The sequence below is a fragment of the Pedobacter gandavensis genome (assembly GCF_032678465.1).
Taxonomy (GTDB): Bacteria; Bacteroidota; Bacteroidia; order Sphingobacteriales; family Sphingobacteriaceae; genus Pedobacter; species Pedobacter gandavensis_B.
The window spans coordinates 365,915-381,035 of the sequence record NZ_JAVTSK010000003.1; the positions used below are offsets into that span (position 1 = coordinate 365,915).

15 protein-coding genes and 1 pseudogene are annotated in these 15,121 nt (G+C 40.1%); 10 read left to right on the plus strand and 6 right to left on the minus strand.

Annotated elements, in window-relative coordinates; translation table 11 throughout:
* Positions 1-58 precede the first annotated feature (58 nt).
* Positions 59-334: pseudogene (locus R2Q94_RS07660) on the minus strand (integrase core domain-containing protein); the annotation flags it as partial.
* 548 nt (positions 335-882) lie between these two features.
* Between R2Q94_RS07660 and R2Q94_RS07665 the strand changes: the two are divergent.
* The 5 genes from R2Q94_RS07665 (at position 883) to R2Q94_RS07685 (ending at position 5,119) form a co-directional block, all read left to right on the plus strand.
* Positions 883-1,446 carry a hypothetical protein gene (locus tag R2Q94_RS07665; protein WP_316820861.1) on the plus strand — a complete coding sequence of 188 codons (564 nt, stop codon included), beginning with the start codon at positions 883-885 and terminating at the stop codon, positions 1,444-1,446.
* A 293-nt stretch (positions 1,447-1,739) separates the two neighbouring features.
* Positions 1,740-2,066 (plus strand): hypothetical protein, encoded by a 327-nt coding sequence (locus R2Q94_RS07670; protein ID WP_316820862.1) that lies wholly within the window; start codon positions 1,740-1,742, stop codon positions 2,064-2,066.
* 9 nt (positions 2,067-2,075) lie between these two features.
* Positions 2,076-3,809 (plus strand): DUF4091 domain-containing protein, encoded by a 1,734-nt coding sequence (locus R2Q94_RS07675; protein ID WP_316820863.1) that lies wholly within the window; start codon positions 2,076-2,078, stop codon positions 3,807-3,809.
* Positions 3,810-4,127: 318 nt separating this feature from the next.
* Positions 4,128-4,628, plus strand: coding sequence for a hypothetical protein (locus R2Q94_RS07680; protein ID WP_316820864.1), 501 nt, complete (start codon positions 4,128-4,130; stop codon positions 4,626-4,628).
* A 14-nt stretch (positions 4,629-4,642) separates the two neighbouring features.
* Positions 4,643-5,119: a DUF1572 domain-containing protein gene (locus R2Q94_RS07685; protein WP_316820865.1), complete on the plus strand. Its 477-nt coding sequence runs from the start codon at positions 4,643-4,645 to the stop codon at positions 5,117-5,119.
* Between the two features lie 104 nt (positions 5,120-5,223).
* Here the strand turns inward: R2Q94_RS07685 and R2Q94_RS07690 are convergent, their stop codons facing one another.
* From R2Q94_RS07690 to R2Q94_RS07710, 5 genes are read right to left on the minus strand one after another with little or no spacing between them, the layout of a single operon-like run.
* Positions 5,224-5,358 (minus strand): alanyl-tRNA synthetase, encoded by a 135-nt coding sequence (locus R2Q94_RS07690; protein ID WP_316820866.1) that lies wholly within the window; start codon positions 5,356-5,358, stop codon positions 5,224-5,226.
* Between the two features lie 2 nt (positions 5,359-5,360).
* A complete protein-coding gene (locus tag R2Q94_RS07695; protein WP_316820867.1) occupies positions 5,361-6,386 on the minus strand; it encodes a hemin-degrading factor in 1,026 nt (341 codons plus the stop codon).
* Positions 6,387-6,400: 14 nt separating this feature from the next.
* Positions 6,401-7,198: a heme ABC transporter ATP-binding protein gene (locus R2Q94_RS07700; protein ID WP_316820868.1), complete on the minus strand. Its 798-nt coding sequence runs from the start codon at positions 7,196-7,198 to the stop codon at positions 6,401-6,403.
* Positions 7,198-8,244 (minus strand): iron ABC transporter permease, encoded by a 1,047-nt coding sequence (locus R2Q94_RS07705; RefSeq protein ID WP_316820869.1) that lies wholly within the window; start codon positions 8,242-8,244, stop codon positions 7,198-7,200. Before R2Q94_RS07705 ends, R2Q94_RS07700 begins: the two co-directional genes overlap by 1 nt.
* Entirely contained in the window at positions 8,238-9,068 is an 831-nt protein-coding gene (locus tag R2Q94_RS07710; RefSeq protein ID WP_316820870.1) for a hemin ABC transporter substrate-binding protein, read from the minus strand. The genes R2Q94_RS07705 and R2Q94_RS07710 overlap by 7 nt, the downstream gene beginning before the upstream one ends.
* 353 nt (positions 9,069-9,421) lie before the next feature.
* On the opposite strand from R2Q94_RS07710, the gene R2Q94_RS07715 reads away from it, so the two are divergent.
* The 5 genes from R2Q94_RS07715 (at position 9,422) to R2Q94_RS07735 (ending at position 15,089) form a co-directional block, all read left to right on the plus strand.
* The gene (locus R2Q94_RS07715; protein WP_316820871.1) at positions 9,422-11,785 is read left to right on the plus strand and encodes a TonB-dependent receptor; all 2,364 of its coding nucleotides are present in this window, start codon (positions 9,422-9,424) and stop codon (positions 11,783-11,785) included.
* A gap of 87 nt (positions 11,786-11,872) precedes the next feature.
* A complete protein-coding gene (locus R2Q94_RS07720) occupies positions 11,873-12,532 on the plus strand; it encodes an HmuY family protein (protein ID WP_316820872.1) in 660 nt (219 codons plus the stop codon).
* Between the two features lie 17 nt (positions 12,533-12,549).
* Positions 12,550-13,326: an HmuY family protein gene (locus tag R2Q94_RS07725; RefSeq protein ID WP_316820873.1), complete on the plus strand. Its 777-nt coding sequence runs from the start codon at positions 12,550-12,552 to the stop codon at positions 13,324-13,326.
* 41 nt (positions 13,327-13,367) lie between these two features.
* Positions 13,368-14,327 carry a hypothetical protein gene (locus tag R2Q94_RS07730; protein WP_316820874.1) on the plus strand — a complete coding sequence of 320 codons (960 nt, stop codon included), beginning with the start codon at positions 13,368-13,370 and terminating at the stop codon, positions 14,325-14,327.
* Positions 14,328-14,486: 159 nt separating this feature from the next.
* Positions 14,487-15,089 (plus strand): hypothetical protein, encoded by a 603-nt coding sequence (locus tag R2Q94_RS07735; RefSeq protein ID WP_316820875.1) that lies wholly within the window; start codon positions 14,487-14,489, stop codon positions 15,087-15,089.
* Positions 15,090-15,121 lie beyond the last annotated feature (32 nt).

A 15,121-nucleotide genomic window follows, 5' to 3' on the forward strand; every position in this document is an offset into this window, starting at 1 on the left:
CCTTAGATTTTGTAATGAAAAAGAGCTATACTGCTTTGCAAAAAATAGACTATAGCATTTACAAGTATCCCAAGGCAGAATGTAGTCTTCTAAGGTTATACCATGTTTCAATATTTTCGAAAACAATGCTGGCTGCCTGCTCTTTGTCAGTAAACTTGTGCTGATAAACACATTCAGCTTTTAGTGTCTTAAAGAGGCTTTCTGCCACTGCATTGTCCCAGCAATTGCCTTTTTTGCTCATGTTCCTGATGATCAAGGGATTTTTTCCTAATTCCAGAAATTTATTGCAGGCATATTGAACTCCACGAACAGAATGAAAAATAAGCTTCCACGTAGCAAAAAAATGAGGAGTTGCTTTAATTGCATTTTAAGACTATTTTAATATTTTTAAAAAATAAAAAACGCTTTTAAATGAAAATAAATTACCATTACTAATTACTAAAGGATATCTCTGAAGTCACTGGCGTAGCTCAAAAAGAGCTGAGTATTGCTGCTGCTAAAAAAAATTATAGAACAAACTAAGAATGAAGGAATATCGAACAAGAAAATTTCGGCCGCTATTGATTGGGAAAACAATGAGATATCTGGGGAACTAGATACAAATATGCACTTGCATGGAGTGGTGTGCCCGATTCTAAAGTATTCAATCCTGGGCTATCTCTTGATACAGAATACACGATGAGTGATGGAAATAAAATTACTGCGGGTGAGATAGGTGCAATTTCAGGTTTATATAAACTTTCAACTCTTGACCCTTCGAATGTTGGGTATACAAAGGGAACTCCAATATGTAATTAATAGATTTAAATCGGTTTGCTATTTGTACTAGTTTTTTAGTTTAAGTGTGTATTTTGATAATGTAAATTTATATAAAGTGTGATTATGAATAGAACCAAAACGATAATTTGGGATTCAAATATTCCTGTAAGTATAACGTTTGGATATTTAACATGTTCATTTCTGTTTTTCCTGCTCCTTTTTAATACAACCATCTCATTTGCTCAGAAAAGTCCAAGAGGTCATTTAATTAGACAGGTAGATACAAGTATTCATATCGATACAGATCGATTGAAGGATTCCATTGCCTTCTATAGCTTTTCGATAAGAATTGAAGTAAATAAAATCAAGAATAAGGTTTTAGTAGAGCGTGTCGCTCCTAATGATAGTGTTGATTATGTAAAAGTTAAGAGTTACAGTGCTTTAAAAAAAATAGACTACAGTTCTATCATTTCGAGACCTGGTAAATCAGTGATCATACTTCCAGTAGCGGTTATAGTATTCAATTATACTTCAAAAGTAGATTATGAACGAAAAATAGCACTTTCAGATTTTTCAGACAGAATAAACAGTCTGTTCAATTATGATGCTGGTAAAGAAAATAAAATAGAGCGCTATGTTTATTTGAATCCTTTGATTATTTATCTAGATAAAGTGGTTTACGATTAATTATGGGAATATTTTGCATTTGGTAAGAGGTAATATTACCCGTTTTCCTGAAGAATTTCTGTTTGAAATGATGAAAAGAAAGAGATCGAAAGTAAGAAGAGGGGGGAACAAGTTATATGCCTTTTTGCTTATGTGGGTGGTTTTTTAAAATAGTAAATCGAAGGACAAGCGAGTGGGAACCAGAAGAGGGTTTCATTGGTAGAGGCGAAAGAAATTGAAGAGCAACAAATATTGGAGCGGGTGGCAACAGCTTTAAAGATTCCGGTGGAGGTTTTGGAGAATTTTTTTCTGGAATGGCAGATCAGGTAATGATATCTGGAACATTAAAGTCTGGACAACACAGACCTGAAGAGAAAATACAGTTGGATAAACGGGCTAAAACTATTGGGATAAAAGAACAAAATGCCACATCACCGGAAAGCAATCAAAAGAAAAGAACGCTTTCCAATTTCGGAATTGTGGTTTGCTTTATTGCTCATCCCCTTGTTCTTTGTTTTAAAACGGATAAGTTCAAGGAAAACAGCTATTGGTTAAATATATCCAGATTGTTACATTTACACAAACGCTTGCGTAACAAACCTGATGTATTAATCATTTTGCCATCCTCTCTAAATAGCTAACTTAGAGCTATGAAACATCTCTTTTTTACTTGTCTGGCCTTTTTGTCTTTAAATGTTAAGGCACAAGACGCAAGTTTAGCTTTGCAAAAAAAGCCCTTAATAAACCAGCAAATTCTTAATGAGGAATGGGCGAAAGTCCCAAATGGACTTAACGTAAGTTTCGCTTCTTCCGATATGCGCTTTGCAAGGGAATTGCCACCGAAAGTAGCGACAACAAACAGCTGGGAAGCAAAAGCCTGGAAAGGCGAGAAAGTACATACGCAAGTGCTGGTATGGGCTAATAAAAGTGGAAAGGATATCAGTTACGAACTTACAGACCTGAAGGACAAGCAAGGTAACCTGCTTAAAAAAGACAACATTAACATTGGTTTTCTTAAATATGTAATCACTGATGAATTTAGGGACGGTTGTGGCCACCGGAAACCAGCAGATTTTGATTCTTCATATGTAGCGGATGCCATTGATACCAAAACTAAATCTGTCTCCTTAAATAAGAACAGCACACAACCCATCTGGTTGAGCATTAAAGTTCCTGCAAATGCTAAAGCTGGAAATTATACAGGTACAGTAAAAATAAAAGGAGATAAGGATTATTCCTTGCCTATCAGTATTCAGGTATTAGACAAAACATTGCCAGCACCTAATAAATGGCAGTATGATCTGGATTTATGGCAACACCCGGCCTCGATCGCCCGTGTGCACAATGTTCCGCTTTGGAGTAAAGAGCATTATGCGGCGATGAAAGAATACTATACGATGTTGGCTAATGCGGGTCAGAAAACCATTACAGCAAGTATCGTAAATGAGCCATGGGGACATCAAACTTATGATGATTATCCAAGTCTGGTGAAATGGACGAAGAAAAAAGATGGCAGCTGGAAATACGATTACAGTTTATTTGATCAGTACATCTCTTTTGTAATGGAATGCGGCATTACTGAACGCATCAATTGCTACAGTATGGTGCCTTGGAAAATCGCTTTCACCTATTATGATGAAGCTTCACAGAAAGAAGCGGTGTTTACCGATGCGATTGGTACACCTGCTTATAATGCTTTCTGGAAACCAATGCTGACCGATTTTACCCAGCACCTGAAGAAAAAGGGATGGTTCAACAAAACTTATATTGCCATGGACGAAAGACCAATGGCTGCTATGCAATCGGTGATTAAATTATTGAAAGAGACCGATAAAGGCTGGAAGATTGCTTTGGCGGGCGATTATCACCCTGAGATAGAACAAGACATTGATGTGTATTGCATTGCTTCGAGATGGGAGTTTCCTGCGGCTACTTTGGCAAAGCGTAAGCAAAAAGGTCAGTTGAGCACCTGGTATACCTGCTGTACCGAGCCTTATCCAAATGGCTTTACTTTCTCTTCACCGGCAGAAGGAGTTTGGATCGGTTGGTACACTGCAAGTAAAAATATGGAAGGTTATTTAAGATGGGCTTACAATAGCTGGACAAAAGATCCTATGGCAGATAGTCGTTTTATCACCTGGCCAGCTGGCGATACCTACATGGTTTACCCTGGTCCGCTGAGCTCTATGAGATTTGAAAAACTAATTGAAGGTGGACAGGATTTTGAGAAAATTAAGTACCTGAGAGCATTATACACCAAAAATAAGCAAACCAAGCAGTTGGCTGAACTGAATAAAGCTTTGGAAATTTTCGAGATAAAATCTTTGGCGAAGACGACAGCAGATGAGATGCTGAAAACAGTAAAACCATTGCTGAATCAATAATTCTGACTGTAGTATTCCTTCCTCAATTCTGAATTTCATTGCTTTCTAAAGCATCTGGATCAGGATTGAGGAAGGTTCAAATATGCTCCAGGCATCTCCTGGTTTTCTTCAGCGGATTCTTCTTAATAATCGCCACGTTAGTCTCAGTTAACATTTCTTAACATGATGAAAACAATCGAAGAACGCTTAAATCCAGGACATTTAATCAGGTTATATCGTTATTTTATTGTTACGCCTAACGAAATTGATTCAATTTAAAAATCTAAGTGGAATTATGTTTATCTTGCTTTTGTTAATTTAGGATCAAAATTTCGCCTTATGCTAAAGAATACATTAAATAAATTGCTGATATTACTGGCTTTAATTTCCACACTTACTTTAAGTGGTTGTAAAAAAGAGATCAGATATTGTTGTGCGATATTTGATAACAGGATCTTTGTAGCTTATTCAGACAAGCAAGGAAATGACTACTTAAAAACGCTAAGTCAGGAAACACTTTCAGGTATTAAACTTTATCACCTGGTTGACGGAAAAAAGGTTTATTTTAATAATATTGGTAGGGTGAGTGACAACCTGGTTAAACCAAGATATGCTGGTGGTCCTTATACCTTAAATATTCCACTGCCTTTACCTCAGGCAGATGGTGATGATGTAAGAACGACAGCATACCTCCTTTGGGAAAACGGTAGAGAGGACGAAATTGTAGGATCTTTTATCAGTAAGGGTGACAATCAAAGAATTAAAAAATTCTGGTACAACAAAGAAGAAGCGAGTGCGGACTACAAAGAAATCTACACTTATGTGATTCCAGAAGAATAGCATGGATGGAGGATATGGATACAATCAAACAAATCGCAAAACATTTCAGGGATGTACATTTTGGTGGGAACTGGACCTCGGTTAACCTTAAGGAGACTTTAGCTGATGTAGACTGGCAACAAGCCACAACAAAAGTTGCGGATTTAAATAACATCGCAGTCCTGGTTTTTCATATGAATTATTATGTAAGTGCAGTTCTGAAAGTTTTAGAAGGGGAGCCCTTAAATGCCAGTGATAAATTGAGTTTTGATTTACCGGAGATCCATTCTGAAGAAGATTGGCAACGATTAATCACCAAAACTTTGTCTGAGGCAGAGTCATTTGCCCTACAAATCGAGAGGCTAAAAGAAGAACAGCTTTTTGAGGATTTTATCGATCCTAAATACGGAAACTATTACAGGAATCTACAGGGAATTATTGAACATACACACTATCACCTCGGACAAATTTCATTAATCAAAAAGATCCTGTATACGCATAAAGGGGAATAGGTGGAAATAATAGCCCAATAAGACAAGGGGGCAGAAGAAAGCTAATAAAAAAAAGGAGTTGTGCTCTACAGGTTAATCCTGAGCAAACAACTCCTTTTCTATTATCATTTAATGACCCAGTAACCTAAAGCCAGCCATAACAGGCCTTTGACCAGGAAGAATAAAAATCCCCAGAAACCAAACTTCTTTACCCATTTGATAATTTTGGCTTTTTTTTCTGAATTGGGTGTATTTGTCATATTTAAAGCGATTCTTTCAGGACTTCACGCCAGCTCTCTAATTCAGGAATTCCAGGCTTGCGTTTACCAAAAAATTGAACAATCATTTCTCCGTTTTTGTCAAACAATTCAATAGAGTTGACATCGCCATCAGTAGATGGTTTAACTACCTGCCAAACGCTACGAACTTCATCTTCACGAAGGTGCAAATTAAATTCTGGATCTAAAACATTAAACCATGGACCCATGTCTACTAATTTAGTAATATTTCCGCTGTGGATTTGAATACAACCTGCATTTCCAGTGAAAACCATTACAGGAACCTGTTTTTCTGAACAGGCAGTCATTGCTTTTCTAAAAGCTTCAACAGTAGTTTCTTTTGCTCTTCCTGCAGGTGCTAAACGCAATGCCTGAGTTCTCGTTACCTTGAATTTTCTCAACAACATGAAAAACTCATGGCTATCGCCCATTTTATTCCATGCTTCCTGAAAACCGGTCACATCGATTTCCGAATCCGGAAGTTCTGATGCAGGGCTTGCTGCCGGAGCAGATTCAATCGCTACTGCTTCCTGTTCTGCTTTGCGGAATTTTTCCACTAAAGTTTCGTATGCTGCTACAACGCTGCGGTCTGTCAGGTAAATCTTGTGCAAGGCAGTTCCATGTGCATCAAAAAACTGTAAACTCTGACGGTCGTTTTCAGCTACAGCAAAACCATGTTTCCAAACACGTAGGAATAAGCGAAGGTCAATATCTGCCCCTAAAACCAGACCTGCATGTGGCGTAAAGGAAATGTCTTCATACACCCCTTTTCTCTCGTTTACACAATATTCATTGCGTGTCAAAGCCATCACATAACCCAACGAGGTTACAGATTCCAGGATCTTTTCAAAGTCGGGCGCCAAAAAAGTAACAGTCGTACCCAGACCAGTCATTAGCAATTCTGCTTCAGATACTTGTAATTCCTGAGCGGCTTCTCTGATACGTTTCTTAGGATTGGCAATTTTATAGGCTTCGTATTTTTCTTTTAGGGTGTTGGTTGCGGTAATCATAAAGGGGTGTTGGGTTAAAATGAATTGATTTGTACGTTTGTATTTTTAGGGATAAAAAAGGGTTTCAATGTTCTTGGATTGGTGAACACATCGGCATCGATCTCAAAGACCTCATAGATGTTTTTGGTACTCAGCACTTCAGATGCAGTTCCATCATACCATTTCCGGCCATTTTTAAGCATCAGAATCCGATCAGCATACTGTGCGGCAAGGTTGATGTCATGAAGGATGCCAATCACCATAAAGCCCTTAGAGGCCAAGGCCTTTGCAATCGCCAGCGTTTGTTGCTGATATTGTAAATCCAGTCCAGATACCGGCTCATCCAGCAGGAGCAAAGCGTTAGGGACATCCCAAATTTGCACCAGAATTCTGGATAACTGTACTCTTTGTTGCTCTCCCCCCGATAGACTGAGGTAAGAACGGTCTGCAAGATGTGTAATACCGCTTAATTTCATCACTTCATCACAGATCTCCTTGTCTTTTGCAGTCGGATGGTTCTGGTAATGAGGATAACGTCCCATCATCACAATTTCTTGTGCGAGGAAGGCCATATTTATGATATTTTGCTGATTTAATACCGCTCTTTTTAAAGCAAGCGCCGGAGAGGAGTAAGAATTGATGCACTGTCCATGTAAATGAATACTTCCTTTTGAAGCTTTCTTTTCTCCGCTGAGCATGCGCAAAAGTGTAGATTTACCAGCGCCATTGGCACCCAATATCACCAGCATTTCGCCCGGGCGCAGGCTGAAAGACAACTCTTTAACCAGCGTCCTTTTTCCTGCTTCATAACTGATGTGATCTGCGATTAACATTATAATACCAGTTTCTTTTTGTCTTTAATTAATATATAGAGGAACAAGGGGGTGCCCAATAAAGCAGTGATGACACCGATTGGCAATTCTATAGGGGCGATAATTGTTCTGCACAGCATATCAGCGAGGGTCAGCATTAAAGCACCCATCAATGCAGAGGCAGGAAGCACATATTTATTGTCGACCCCGATGAGGAGTCGTATGGTATGCGGTACTAACAGGCCAACAAATCCTATAATTCCGGATACGGCAACAGCAGCGCCAACAGCAAGTGTAGACAGAATCACCACATTACGTTTAATCCGGTTTACACGGAGTCCGATTTGATTGGCTTGAGTTTCACCTAAGGCAAATGCATTGAGTGCTTTCCCCATATAAGGAAGAATCAAAACGGGTAGGAGTACAAAAGGAAAAATCGCGAGAACAGTTTCCCAGGTTGCACCAGCTAGACTTCCCAGCATCCAGAAAGTAATATTTCTCAGTTGCTGATCATCTGCCATATAAGTAATTAAGCCTGTGAGCGCGCCCGCTAAAGCATTGATCGCAATACCTGCAAGCAACATGGTGGCGACATTCGATTTTCCATCTGTGCGGGATATTTGATAAACCAGCATTGCCGCAATTCCAGCACCTGCAAATGCACCAAACGCTAAGAGATAATAGCCCAGTATATTACTTAAACCTGCAAATAAGGCCATTTCTAAGACGATTACGATGACAGCCATTAAGGAAGCCCCTGCCGAAATTCCAATCAATCCCGGCTCTGCCAAGGGGTTACGAAAGATCCCTTGCACTGCTGCACCGGAAATACCCAATGCAGCGCCGACAAGAATTCCTAAAAGCACTCTTGGAAGGCGGACAATATTCATGACGCCTTCATGCTGGATAGAAACCTGGTATTCACTGAAAAAACCTGCTTTTCTTACCAATATCAGCAATACATCGGTAACCGGAATTTTTACTGCACCAAGTCCCAGAGAAAAAGCTGCAGCAAGAAATAAAGCAAGGCTTAGGGAAATGTAAAGACTGACTTTCTTGATTACCATTTACTGTTCAATTCTTTAATGGCTTGTGGCAGTCGCACAGTGAAACCTGTTAACAATTCGCCATCCATTTGTACGATTCTTTTGTTCTTTCCCGCATTGGTCAGTGATACACCTGGCATTTTTAAAATGCTATTGATGCCCCCCAGACTTTGATAGCCAAAATCAAACATCAGGATCAGGTCTGGATTGGCGTTCACCAGGGCTTCTGTAGTGTAAGGTTTATAACTCGAAAAACCATTTGCCGCATTTTTACCACCAGCAAGCTGAATAATCGCATCCATATTGGTGTTTTTACCGGCAACCATCATCACTCCGGTACCTCTTGCATAAACAAACAGGACCTTTGGATGCTTTGGGTTTTTAGCGGTTTCCGCCAGACTTTGCTGTAAATTTGAAGAGAGCTGCTTTACTAAGATTTCTCCTTTTGGGCTTTGTTCTACAGCTGCGGCAACCGCTCTGATGAATTTTGTAGTACCGGCAATAGAGAATTCCTGCTTGATACTGACTACTTTGATGCCCGCTGATTTTAACTGATAAGCAATGGCTTTGGAAATATCTCCCTCTGGGGCAATGACAAGGTCTGGTGAAAAAGAAATGATGCCTTCTGCGGATAAAACTCTGTTTTGACTTACTCTCGGTAATTTGGCAACATAAGCAGGGTAGATGCTGGTCACATCTACAGCTACAATTTGATTTCCCAACCCTAACGCATCTACTGTTTCTGTGATGGCACCACTCAGCGTGATGATTCTTTTTGGGGCAGCTGCCTGAACTCCGACATAACATAAGAGTAGGAGAAGGAAGGAATGAAGTGTTTTGGTCATTTTAAAAAAAGGCTCTTGGCTTTATAAGGATACAAAGGAATGTTTAATTATACTGATTCCAAATAAATATTTTGCACTTGTCGGTTTTGGGTCTGTTTAATTTTTCAGGCATTGATGTACTGATTTATTTGGCTTTTATTGTTATAAATTACTGTTTTTTAGTGTGTTGTTTGTTTTTTGGAATCACTCTTTTTTCTGCGGGTTCAGTTAATTCTATCTATAAATTATCCCGATTCCGTAAATATTATCCCGAAAAGGTTAAAAATAATCCCTTTTGCGTTGCTAACATATTGGTAAATGTAAGCATATTTGCCTACTTTATTTAGACTGATTAAAAATAGCACTGGAAATAAATGACTACTCAAAACGCTGCAAAGCCTTACTTATTTATACTGTTCATCTTCCTGACCAATGCTGGTTTTGCAAAGGATATTAAAGGAAGGCTCACAGGGCTTGTCTACGACGATGCCAATAAGTTGCTTTCCGGAATAACTGTAGCCTTGGAACCAGATAGAAAACGTGCGATAACAGACGCCAAAGGTAGCTTTCAAATGGACCAACTGTATCCTGGAACCTATTCACTGCGGATATCAGCCATTGGCTTTGAAACCTATACACAGGAGGTAGAAGTTTTATCAGGTCATAAAAACTCGATTACCATCAGGCTGGTTCGTAAAAATGAATCCCTGAAGGAAGTTAACGTGAATGGTGTGCATGGCAATCCGGATAATTTCATCGACATGACCAGAACCACCATGCCCAGCACAGTCATCAGCAGAAAAGAAATTGAACAAATGGGGAGCCGCCGTCTGGACGAGGTGTTGAAAGAGCAAACCGGATTGGCGATTGTTAGTGATATAGGTGCCGGGAATCGGGCTGTAGGCTTGCAAATGCAGGGTTTCGACAGTGGTTATACGATGATCATGATCGACGGACAACCGATGGTAGGCCGGAATAGCGGTAATTTTGACCTTTCCAGGGTTACAGTTTCGGATATCGAAAGAATAGAAATCATTAAAGGTGCTTCATCCTGTTTATTTGGTAGTGAAGCGCTGGCAGGGGTGGTCAATATTGTAACCCGTAAAAATATTACCCAGCCCCAAGGATTGGCCGCCATCCGTTATGGCAGTTTCAATATGGTAGATGCCACCCTGGAAGGGGAGAGCCCATTTGCCGGAAAAAAGGGATCGGTTTATTTATCCGGAAATTATTACCGGACAGATGGTTTTAACTCCAATCCTTATCTGCAGGAAGGAAAAACAGCACCTCCATTTGACAGCTATTCTTTTCAAAGTCGCGGGCGCTATCTATTAAATGAAATCAGCAGCCTGAGTTTTAACGGACGTTACGCCAACAGACATTCGGTAAATGAGCAGTCTTATGGGGTATCGCCAACTAAAGATATCCTTGATGAGCATGATTTGAATGCTTCCCTCTCTTTGAATAATAATTTTAGGAATGGAACAAAAATGAGAACGCAATATTACTTCACGAGGTATCAAACGGCTCAGGATATCACAGATTTGAATACAAATATTATCATTCCCGGTAGTCGGTTTAAGCAATTCTTACACCGTATAGAAACACAAGGAAGTCATCGTTTTTTTGAAACGCTCCAGTTAACTACTGGTGTAGGTGCCGCTTTTGAACGGTTAGACAATTCTTATTACCGGGGAAAAAAGGACATGAGTAATTATTTTGCCTACGGCCAGGCGGATTGGAATTTGTCTTCCAGCCTAAGTCTTAGCGGTGGTGCCCGTTATGATTACCACGATAAATATGGTTCTAAAATAAATCCGAGTGTTGGACTGCGTTATCAGCCAGTTGAGCAGCTGATTTTAAGAGCCGCAATTGGAACCGGTTTCAAAACCCCAAATTTCCAGCAGCTGTATATGGTGTTTACAAACCTGCAAACCGGTTATACTGTTTTTGGAGCAGAAGAATTTTGGCGGGAAATTCAGTTGCTGAAGGAAGCCGGACAAATCATGAGCGTGTTCCCGATTGCCAATCAGATTGGGAGCTTACGACCAGAAAGATCGGTTTCTTACAGTACTGGATTTGCTTATCAGCCAATTGCTTCGGTCAAATTAGATGTCAATGTTTTTTACAACGACATGAGGAATTTCATTAGTGCAGAACCTGTAGCCCTAAAAACCAATCAGCAACAGATCTTTTCTTACCTCAACGTGGCAAAAGCCTATACCGCCGGAACCGAGATTGGGATGAACTGGAAAGCCACAAAAGTGCTTAGTCTCTCTGCCGGATACCAGTTGTTATACGCGGTCGACTTAGGTATTGTTGAGGCGATAAAAAATGGTACCGGCTTGTATGCACAGGTATATGATGGGGTAAATCCACCGCGACGTTCCCGGAGATCTGATTATTTTGGAATGGCCAATAGATCCAGACATATGGCCAATATCAGAGCCAGTTATGAGCATGAGCCAACTGGAATTACAGGTTCTTTCCGCGTCAATTACCGCAGTAAATATGGCTTTACAGAAGCGAATAGTGCCAACCTGTTCCTGGATCCCTATGATACTTATGTGCCTAGCTATTTTTTATTCAATGTGGCCATACAGAAGACTTTTTACAAGAAACACCTGCAGTTACAACTGACTGCTGATAACCTGATGGATTACCGGAATCAGTTGATGCCGGCTCAACAAGGTCGGGCCATTATTGTAGGGCTCAACTGGAGATTTTTTAAAGATTAAAACAAAAGTGCTGCAACATTAATGGGCTCCTTAGAAAAGACTTATAGCACTAAGAAAAATTATATAAACGCATCAAAAAATAGACACATGAACAAAAGTTTAAAATCCTGCTTCCTGGTATTGCTCAGTATTCTGACGCTATCGGCCTGCACCAAGAAGGAAATCAAACCTGAGCTGGAAGATGGGAAGAGTAAGGTGGTGAAGGATTTACCCGGTGATGTAGGCAATACGGTGGGTAGTGGAAAACCCTTTGAGCCTTTTTATTTTAGCCTGAAAACAGTCGCTAAAGTTCCGGCTTCAGAGAAATTAAGCAGCGCCTGGGATCTGGCTTTTGCCAAAGAATACAATTCTTATGTCTCTATCAACAACGGTTCAGACGCGAATAGCCTGGGTTTCGGAGGTCCGGGGAAAGGAGCAATGATGGTGATCAATCAGGCTTATGCTCAGCTGAAAACCGCCCCTTCAGATGCCGAATTTACAGCCAATGGCATCAGTAGTACAGGGATTGATGTGGGAAATGGGAATGGCTGGTTCTTCTATGAGATGAATACCCATATCGCCGTACCGGTAAAGAACCGAACATTTGTGATCCGGACTGCCGAGGGTAAATACGCCAAACTGGAACTGATCAGTATGTACAAGGGGGCGCCGGCTGTGGTGAGTGATTTGAACTGGCCGGCACCTTACTTCACTTTTCGTTATTTCCTGCAGGAGGATGGCAGCAGGAACCTTTCAACCAATGATTAACCTTTTAATAACTATAAATGAATACGCTTAAATACTTCAAAAAATATAGTCGCCTGATGATGATTGGCATTATGGTCAGTTTGGCAACCGCCTGTTCCAAAGATGATGATCCGGAAAAGGTAGATCCCCCTGTTGAGCCGGGTAAAGTAACTTTTTATAAAATCCAAAGGGTAGAGAATCTGGCTGCGGAAACTGATGATAAAAACCCTACAGTCCCTAAGAAAGCGGTTTATTTCAGTTTGGAAGATAAACAGGAGGTAACGGCTGTTATGGCAAAAACGCACCGATGGGATATGGGCTTAAGTGGTTTGTACAACAGTTTTGTATCTGGAAACAATGGCGATAATACCAGCAATTTTGGCGCTGGTGGTCCTGGAAAAGGGGGAGTAACTATTATTGAAAAACCCTTCGATGAGGTGGTCAATGTTCCTGCTGATGTGGATTTTAAAACTGGTGTTGGCCTGATTGGAACAGATAATATGGGTGATTTTGGGGAGGGCACAGGCTGGTACATCTATGATTTTGCTGGTGGAATTGTGGGCGATAGTAGCTATGAGAAATCCCATGTGGCTTATGCTTTAGGAAGCCCGGTTAAATTGAAAAATGGAAATACAGCGCCGGCAAGAACATTGGTAATCCGCACTTCCAGAGGAAATTATGCCAAAATTAAAATGATCAGCTGCTATAAGGATGTATTTAGCCCCGATAAATGGTTCAGAAATACACCCCATATGTACTTCAGTTTTGAGTATGTGTTGGTGCCAAAAGGCAGTACAAAATTTGAATTGAAATAATCGCTGAATCCTATACAATTAAAACACGATACCCATTTGATATGAAACACAATTACGGCTACTTTTTAATGATATTTTTTATGATTGTCCTTACCGCCTGTAAGAAGACTGTCGACCTGGAACCACTTCCTGAGAACAAAATACTAGAATATAAGGTGAGCAATTTAAAGGATACTGTTATGTATGCCTCAATTAATCAGCTGAACAATACCATTACAGTTTATGTACCTGTTTTTTACGGACTCTCCTTGATTGATCCGGAAATTAAGCTCTCCCAAGGCGCTACACTTACAGAAGTTCCCATGCCGGTAGGAATTTACGAACAGGATAAAAAGTATACGGTGAAAGCCGCAGATGGAAGTACAAAGACCTATACCCTTAAAATCATCGTCATGAATCCTGTGAAGTTAATTGCCAGCTGGCCAGCTACCTATATTGTGAATGGAGAAATGATCAGTTATCCTGTTAACAGTACTTCTTTTTCCGGAAATTTCAACGCATTCGGTACCGGACTGCTACAGATAGACCTGATCCATAAAAAGACTGGAAAGCTGATTAAAGTGAATGATGCGGAAGTGGTATGGCGTCCCGGCGCAGTAGATCAAACGGCTTTTTTTACGCCAGGTCCTACGATAGATACCGGGGTTTATCAGATGAATCTGAAATATTATGACCAGGTGGTTACCATGAAAGAACCCCTTCATATTGTCCACCGTCAGCCGGATTTGCTCATGCCATCGAAGAATGTAAAGCAAGGAGAAAGCATCTCTTTCCCAGCTTTTCAAAGTGTTTTTTTAGGCCTGAAATCGGTGAAGGTAAAACTGAATGATGCAGTTTCCTATGACCTGCCTATCCTCGGTTTCACTCCTCTGGAAATGACACTTAAAGTGCCTGATGATTTCCCTGTAGGCGTGTACGATTACACCGCTTCCTTCACTTTTGAATTTGAAAACTGGAAACCGGTAAGTAAGCTTGGATCGCTTACGGTATCCGCGAAATAGACATACAACCGACTTGTGTACAGAGGAGGTTTTATAAATCCCTAATGTTAAACTTAAATACTGATGCTAATGAATTAAATGAAAAAAAACGCTTCTACCTAATCAATTAAACTCTCAAAATTAATCATCTACAAATTTAAATCATTTAAAAAAAACAATATGAAAACTATTATAAAAACCGTATTTGCTGTAACTGCCATCGCTTTAGCTGTCACCTCTTGTAAAAAACAAAATGAAGGAAATGCGCCTGCAGGTGCTTTAAAATCTACAAATAGTGTGGCCTCAGTTACACCAGTAACTTCAAATACGATTTTTGGCCACTGGGGAAATCCTAGAGGCGGAAATTTCGGTTCTATTTACATCAATCTTAGCCAGTCAGCCAGCCTGGATACGGCCTCTACAAACGACAGTAGATTTGACATCGTATTGAATGGAACCAACAATTCATTTGTACAGGGCGTAAATGGTTATACTTTAGAGTATATTCAGGATCCTGCCTTAACATTTGCTTTAATTGATGCCACAACATCAGGAACGGTTGCTACAACTATTGGAAAAAGTACAACACCACTTAGTGCTGCAAATGGATGGTACTCTTATGTTGCACCTAATGGAAATACTTTAGCACCAGACTTCTATATCATTGCACGTTCAAATGATGCTAGACCTGATTATGCATTGAAATTTACTTCTATCATCGGGGAAGGTACTGCTACGCTTAACCGTGGTAAATACGTGATCCAATACGGAGAAATACTTTAATATCATCTACCTATTGCGCTGCCGGATATTTC

What these genes read in the sequence shown, in the direction of transcription:
- R2Q94_RS07665 (WP_316820861.1), top strand. Translation starts at nt 883, where the DNA reads ATGAATAGAACCAAAACGATAATTTGGGATTCAAATATTCCTGTAAGT.
- R2Q94_RS07670 (WP_316820862.1), top strand. Translation starts at nt 1,740, where the DNA reads ATGGCAGATCAGGTAATGATATCTGGAACATTAAAGTCTGGACAACAC.
- R2Q94_RS07675 (WP_316820863.1), top strand. Translation starts at nt 2,076, where the DNA reads ATGAAACATCTCTTTTTTACTTGTCTGGCCTTTTTGTCTTTAAATGTT.
- R2Q94_RS07680 (WP_316820864.1), top strand. Translation starts at nt 4,128, where the DNA reads ATGCTAAAGAATACATTAAATAAATTGCTGATATTACTGGCTTTAATT.
- R2Q94_RS07685 (WP_316820865.1), top strand. Translation starts at nt 4,643, where the DNA reads ATGGATACAATCAAACAAATCGCAAAACATTTCAGGGATGTACATTTT.
- R2Q94_RS07690 (WP_316820866.1), bottom strand. Translation starts at nt 5,358, where the DNA reads ATGACAAATACACCCAATTCAGAAAAAAAAGCCAAAATTATCAAATGG.
- R2Q94_RS07695 (WP_316820867.1), bottom strand. Translation starts at nt 6,386, where the DNA reads ATGATTACCGCAACCAACACCCTAAAAGAAAAATACGAAGCCTATAAA.
- R2Q94_RS07700 (WP_316820868.1), bottom strand. Translation starts at nt 7,198, where the DNA reads ATGTTAATCGCAGATCACATCAGTTATGAAGCAGGAAAAAGGACGCTG.
- R2Q94_RS07705 (WP_316820869.1), bottom strand. Translation starts at nt 8,244, where the DNA reads ATGGTAATCAAGAAAGTCAGTCTTTACATTTCCCTAAGCCTTGCTTTA.
- R2Q94_RS07710 (WP_316820870.1), bottom strand. Translation starts at nt 9,068, where the DNA reads ATGACCAAAACACTTCATTCCTTCCTTCTCCTACTCTTATGTTATGTC.
- R2Q94_RS07715 (WP_316820871.1), top strand. Translation starts at nt 9,422, where the DNA reads ATGACTACTCAAAACGCTGCAAAGCCTTACTTATTTATACTGTTCATC.
- R2Q94_RS07720 (WP_316820872.1), top strand. Translation starts at nt 11,873, where the DNA reads ATGAACAAAAGTTTAAAATCCTGCTTCCTGGTATTGCTCAGTATTCTG.
- R2Q94_RS07725 (WP_316820873.1), top strand. Translation starts at nt 12,550, where the DNA reads ATGAATACGCTTAAATACTTCAAAAAATATAGTCGCCTGATGATGATT.
- R2Q94_RS07730 (WP_316820874.1), top strand. Translation starts at nt 13,368, where the DNA reads ATGAAACACAATTACGGCTACTTTTTAATGATATTTTTTATGATTGTC.
- R2Q94_RS07735 (WP_316820875.1), top strand. Translation starts at nt 14,487, where the DNA reads ATGAAAACTATTATAAAAACCGTATTTGCTGTAACTGCCATCGCTTTA.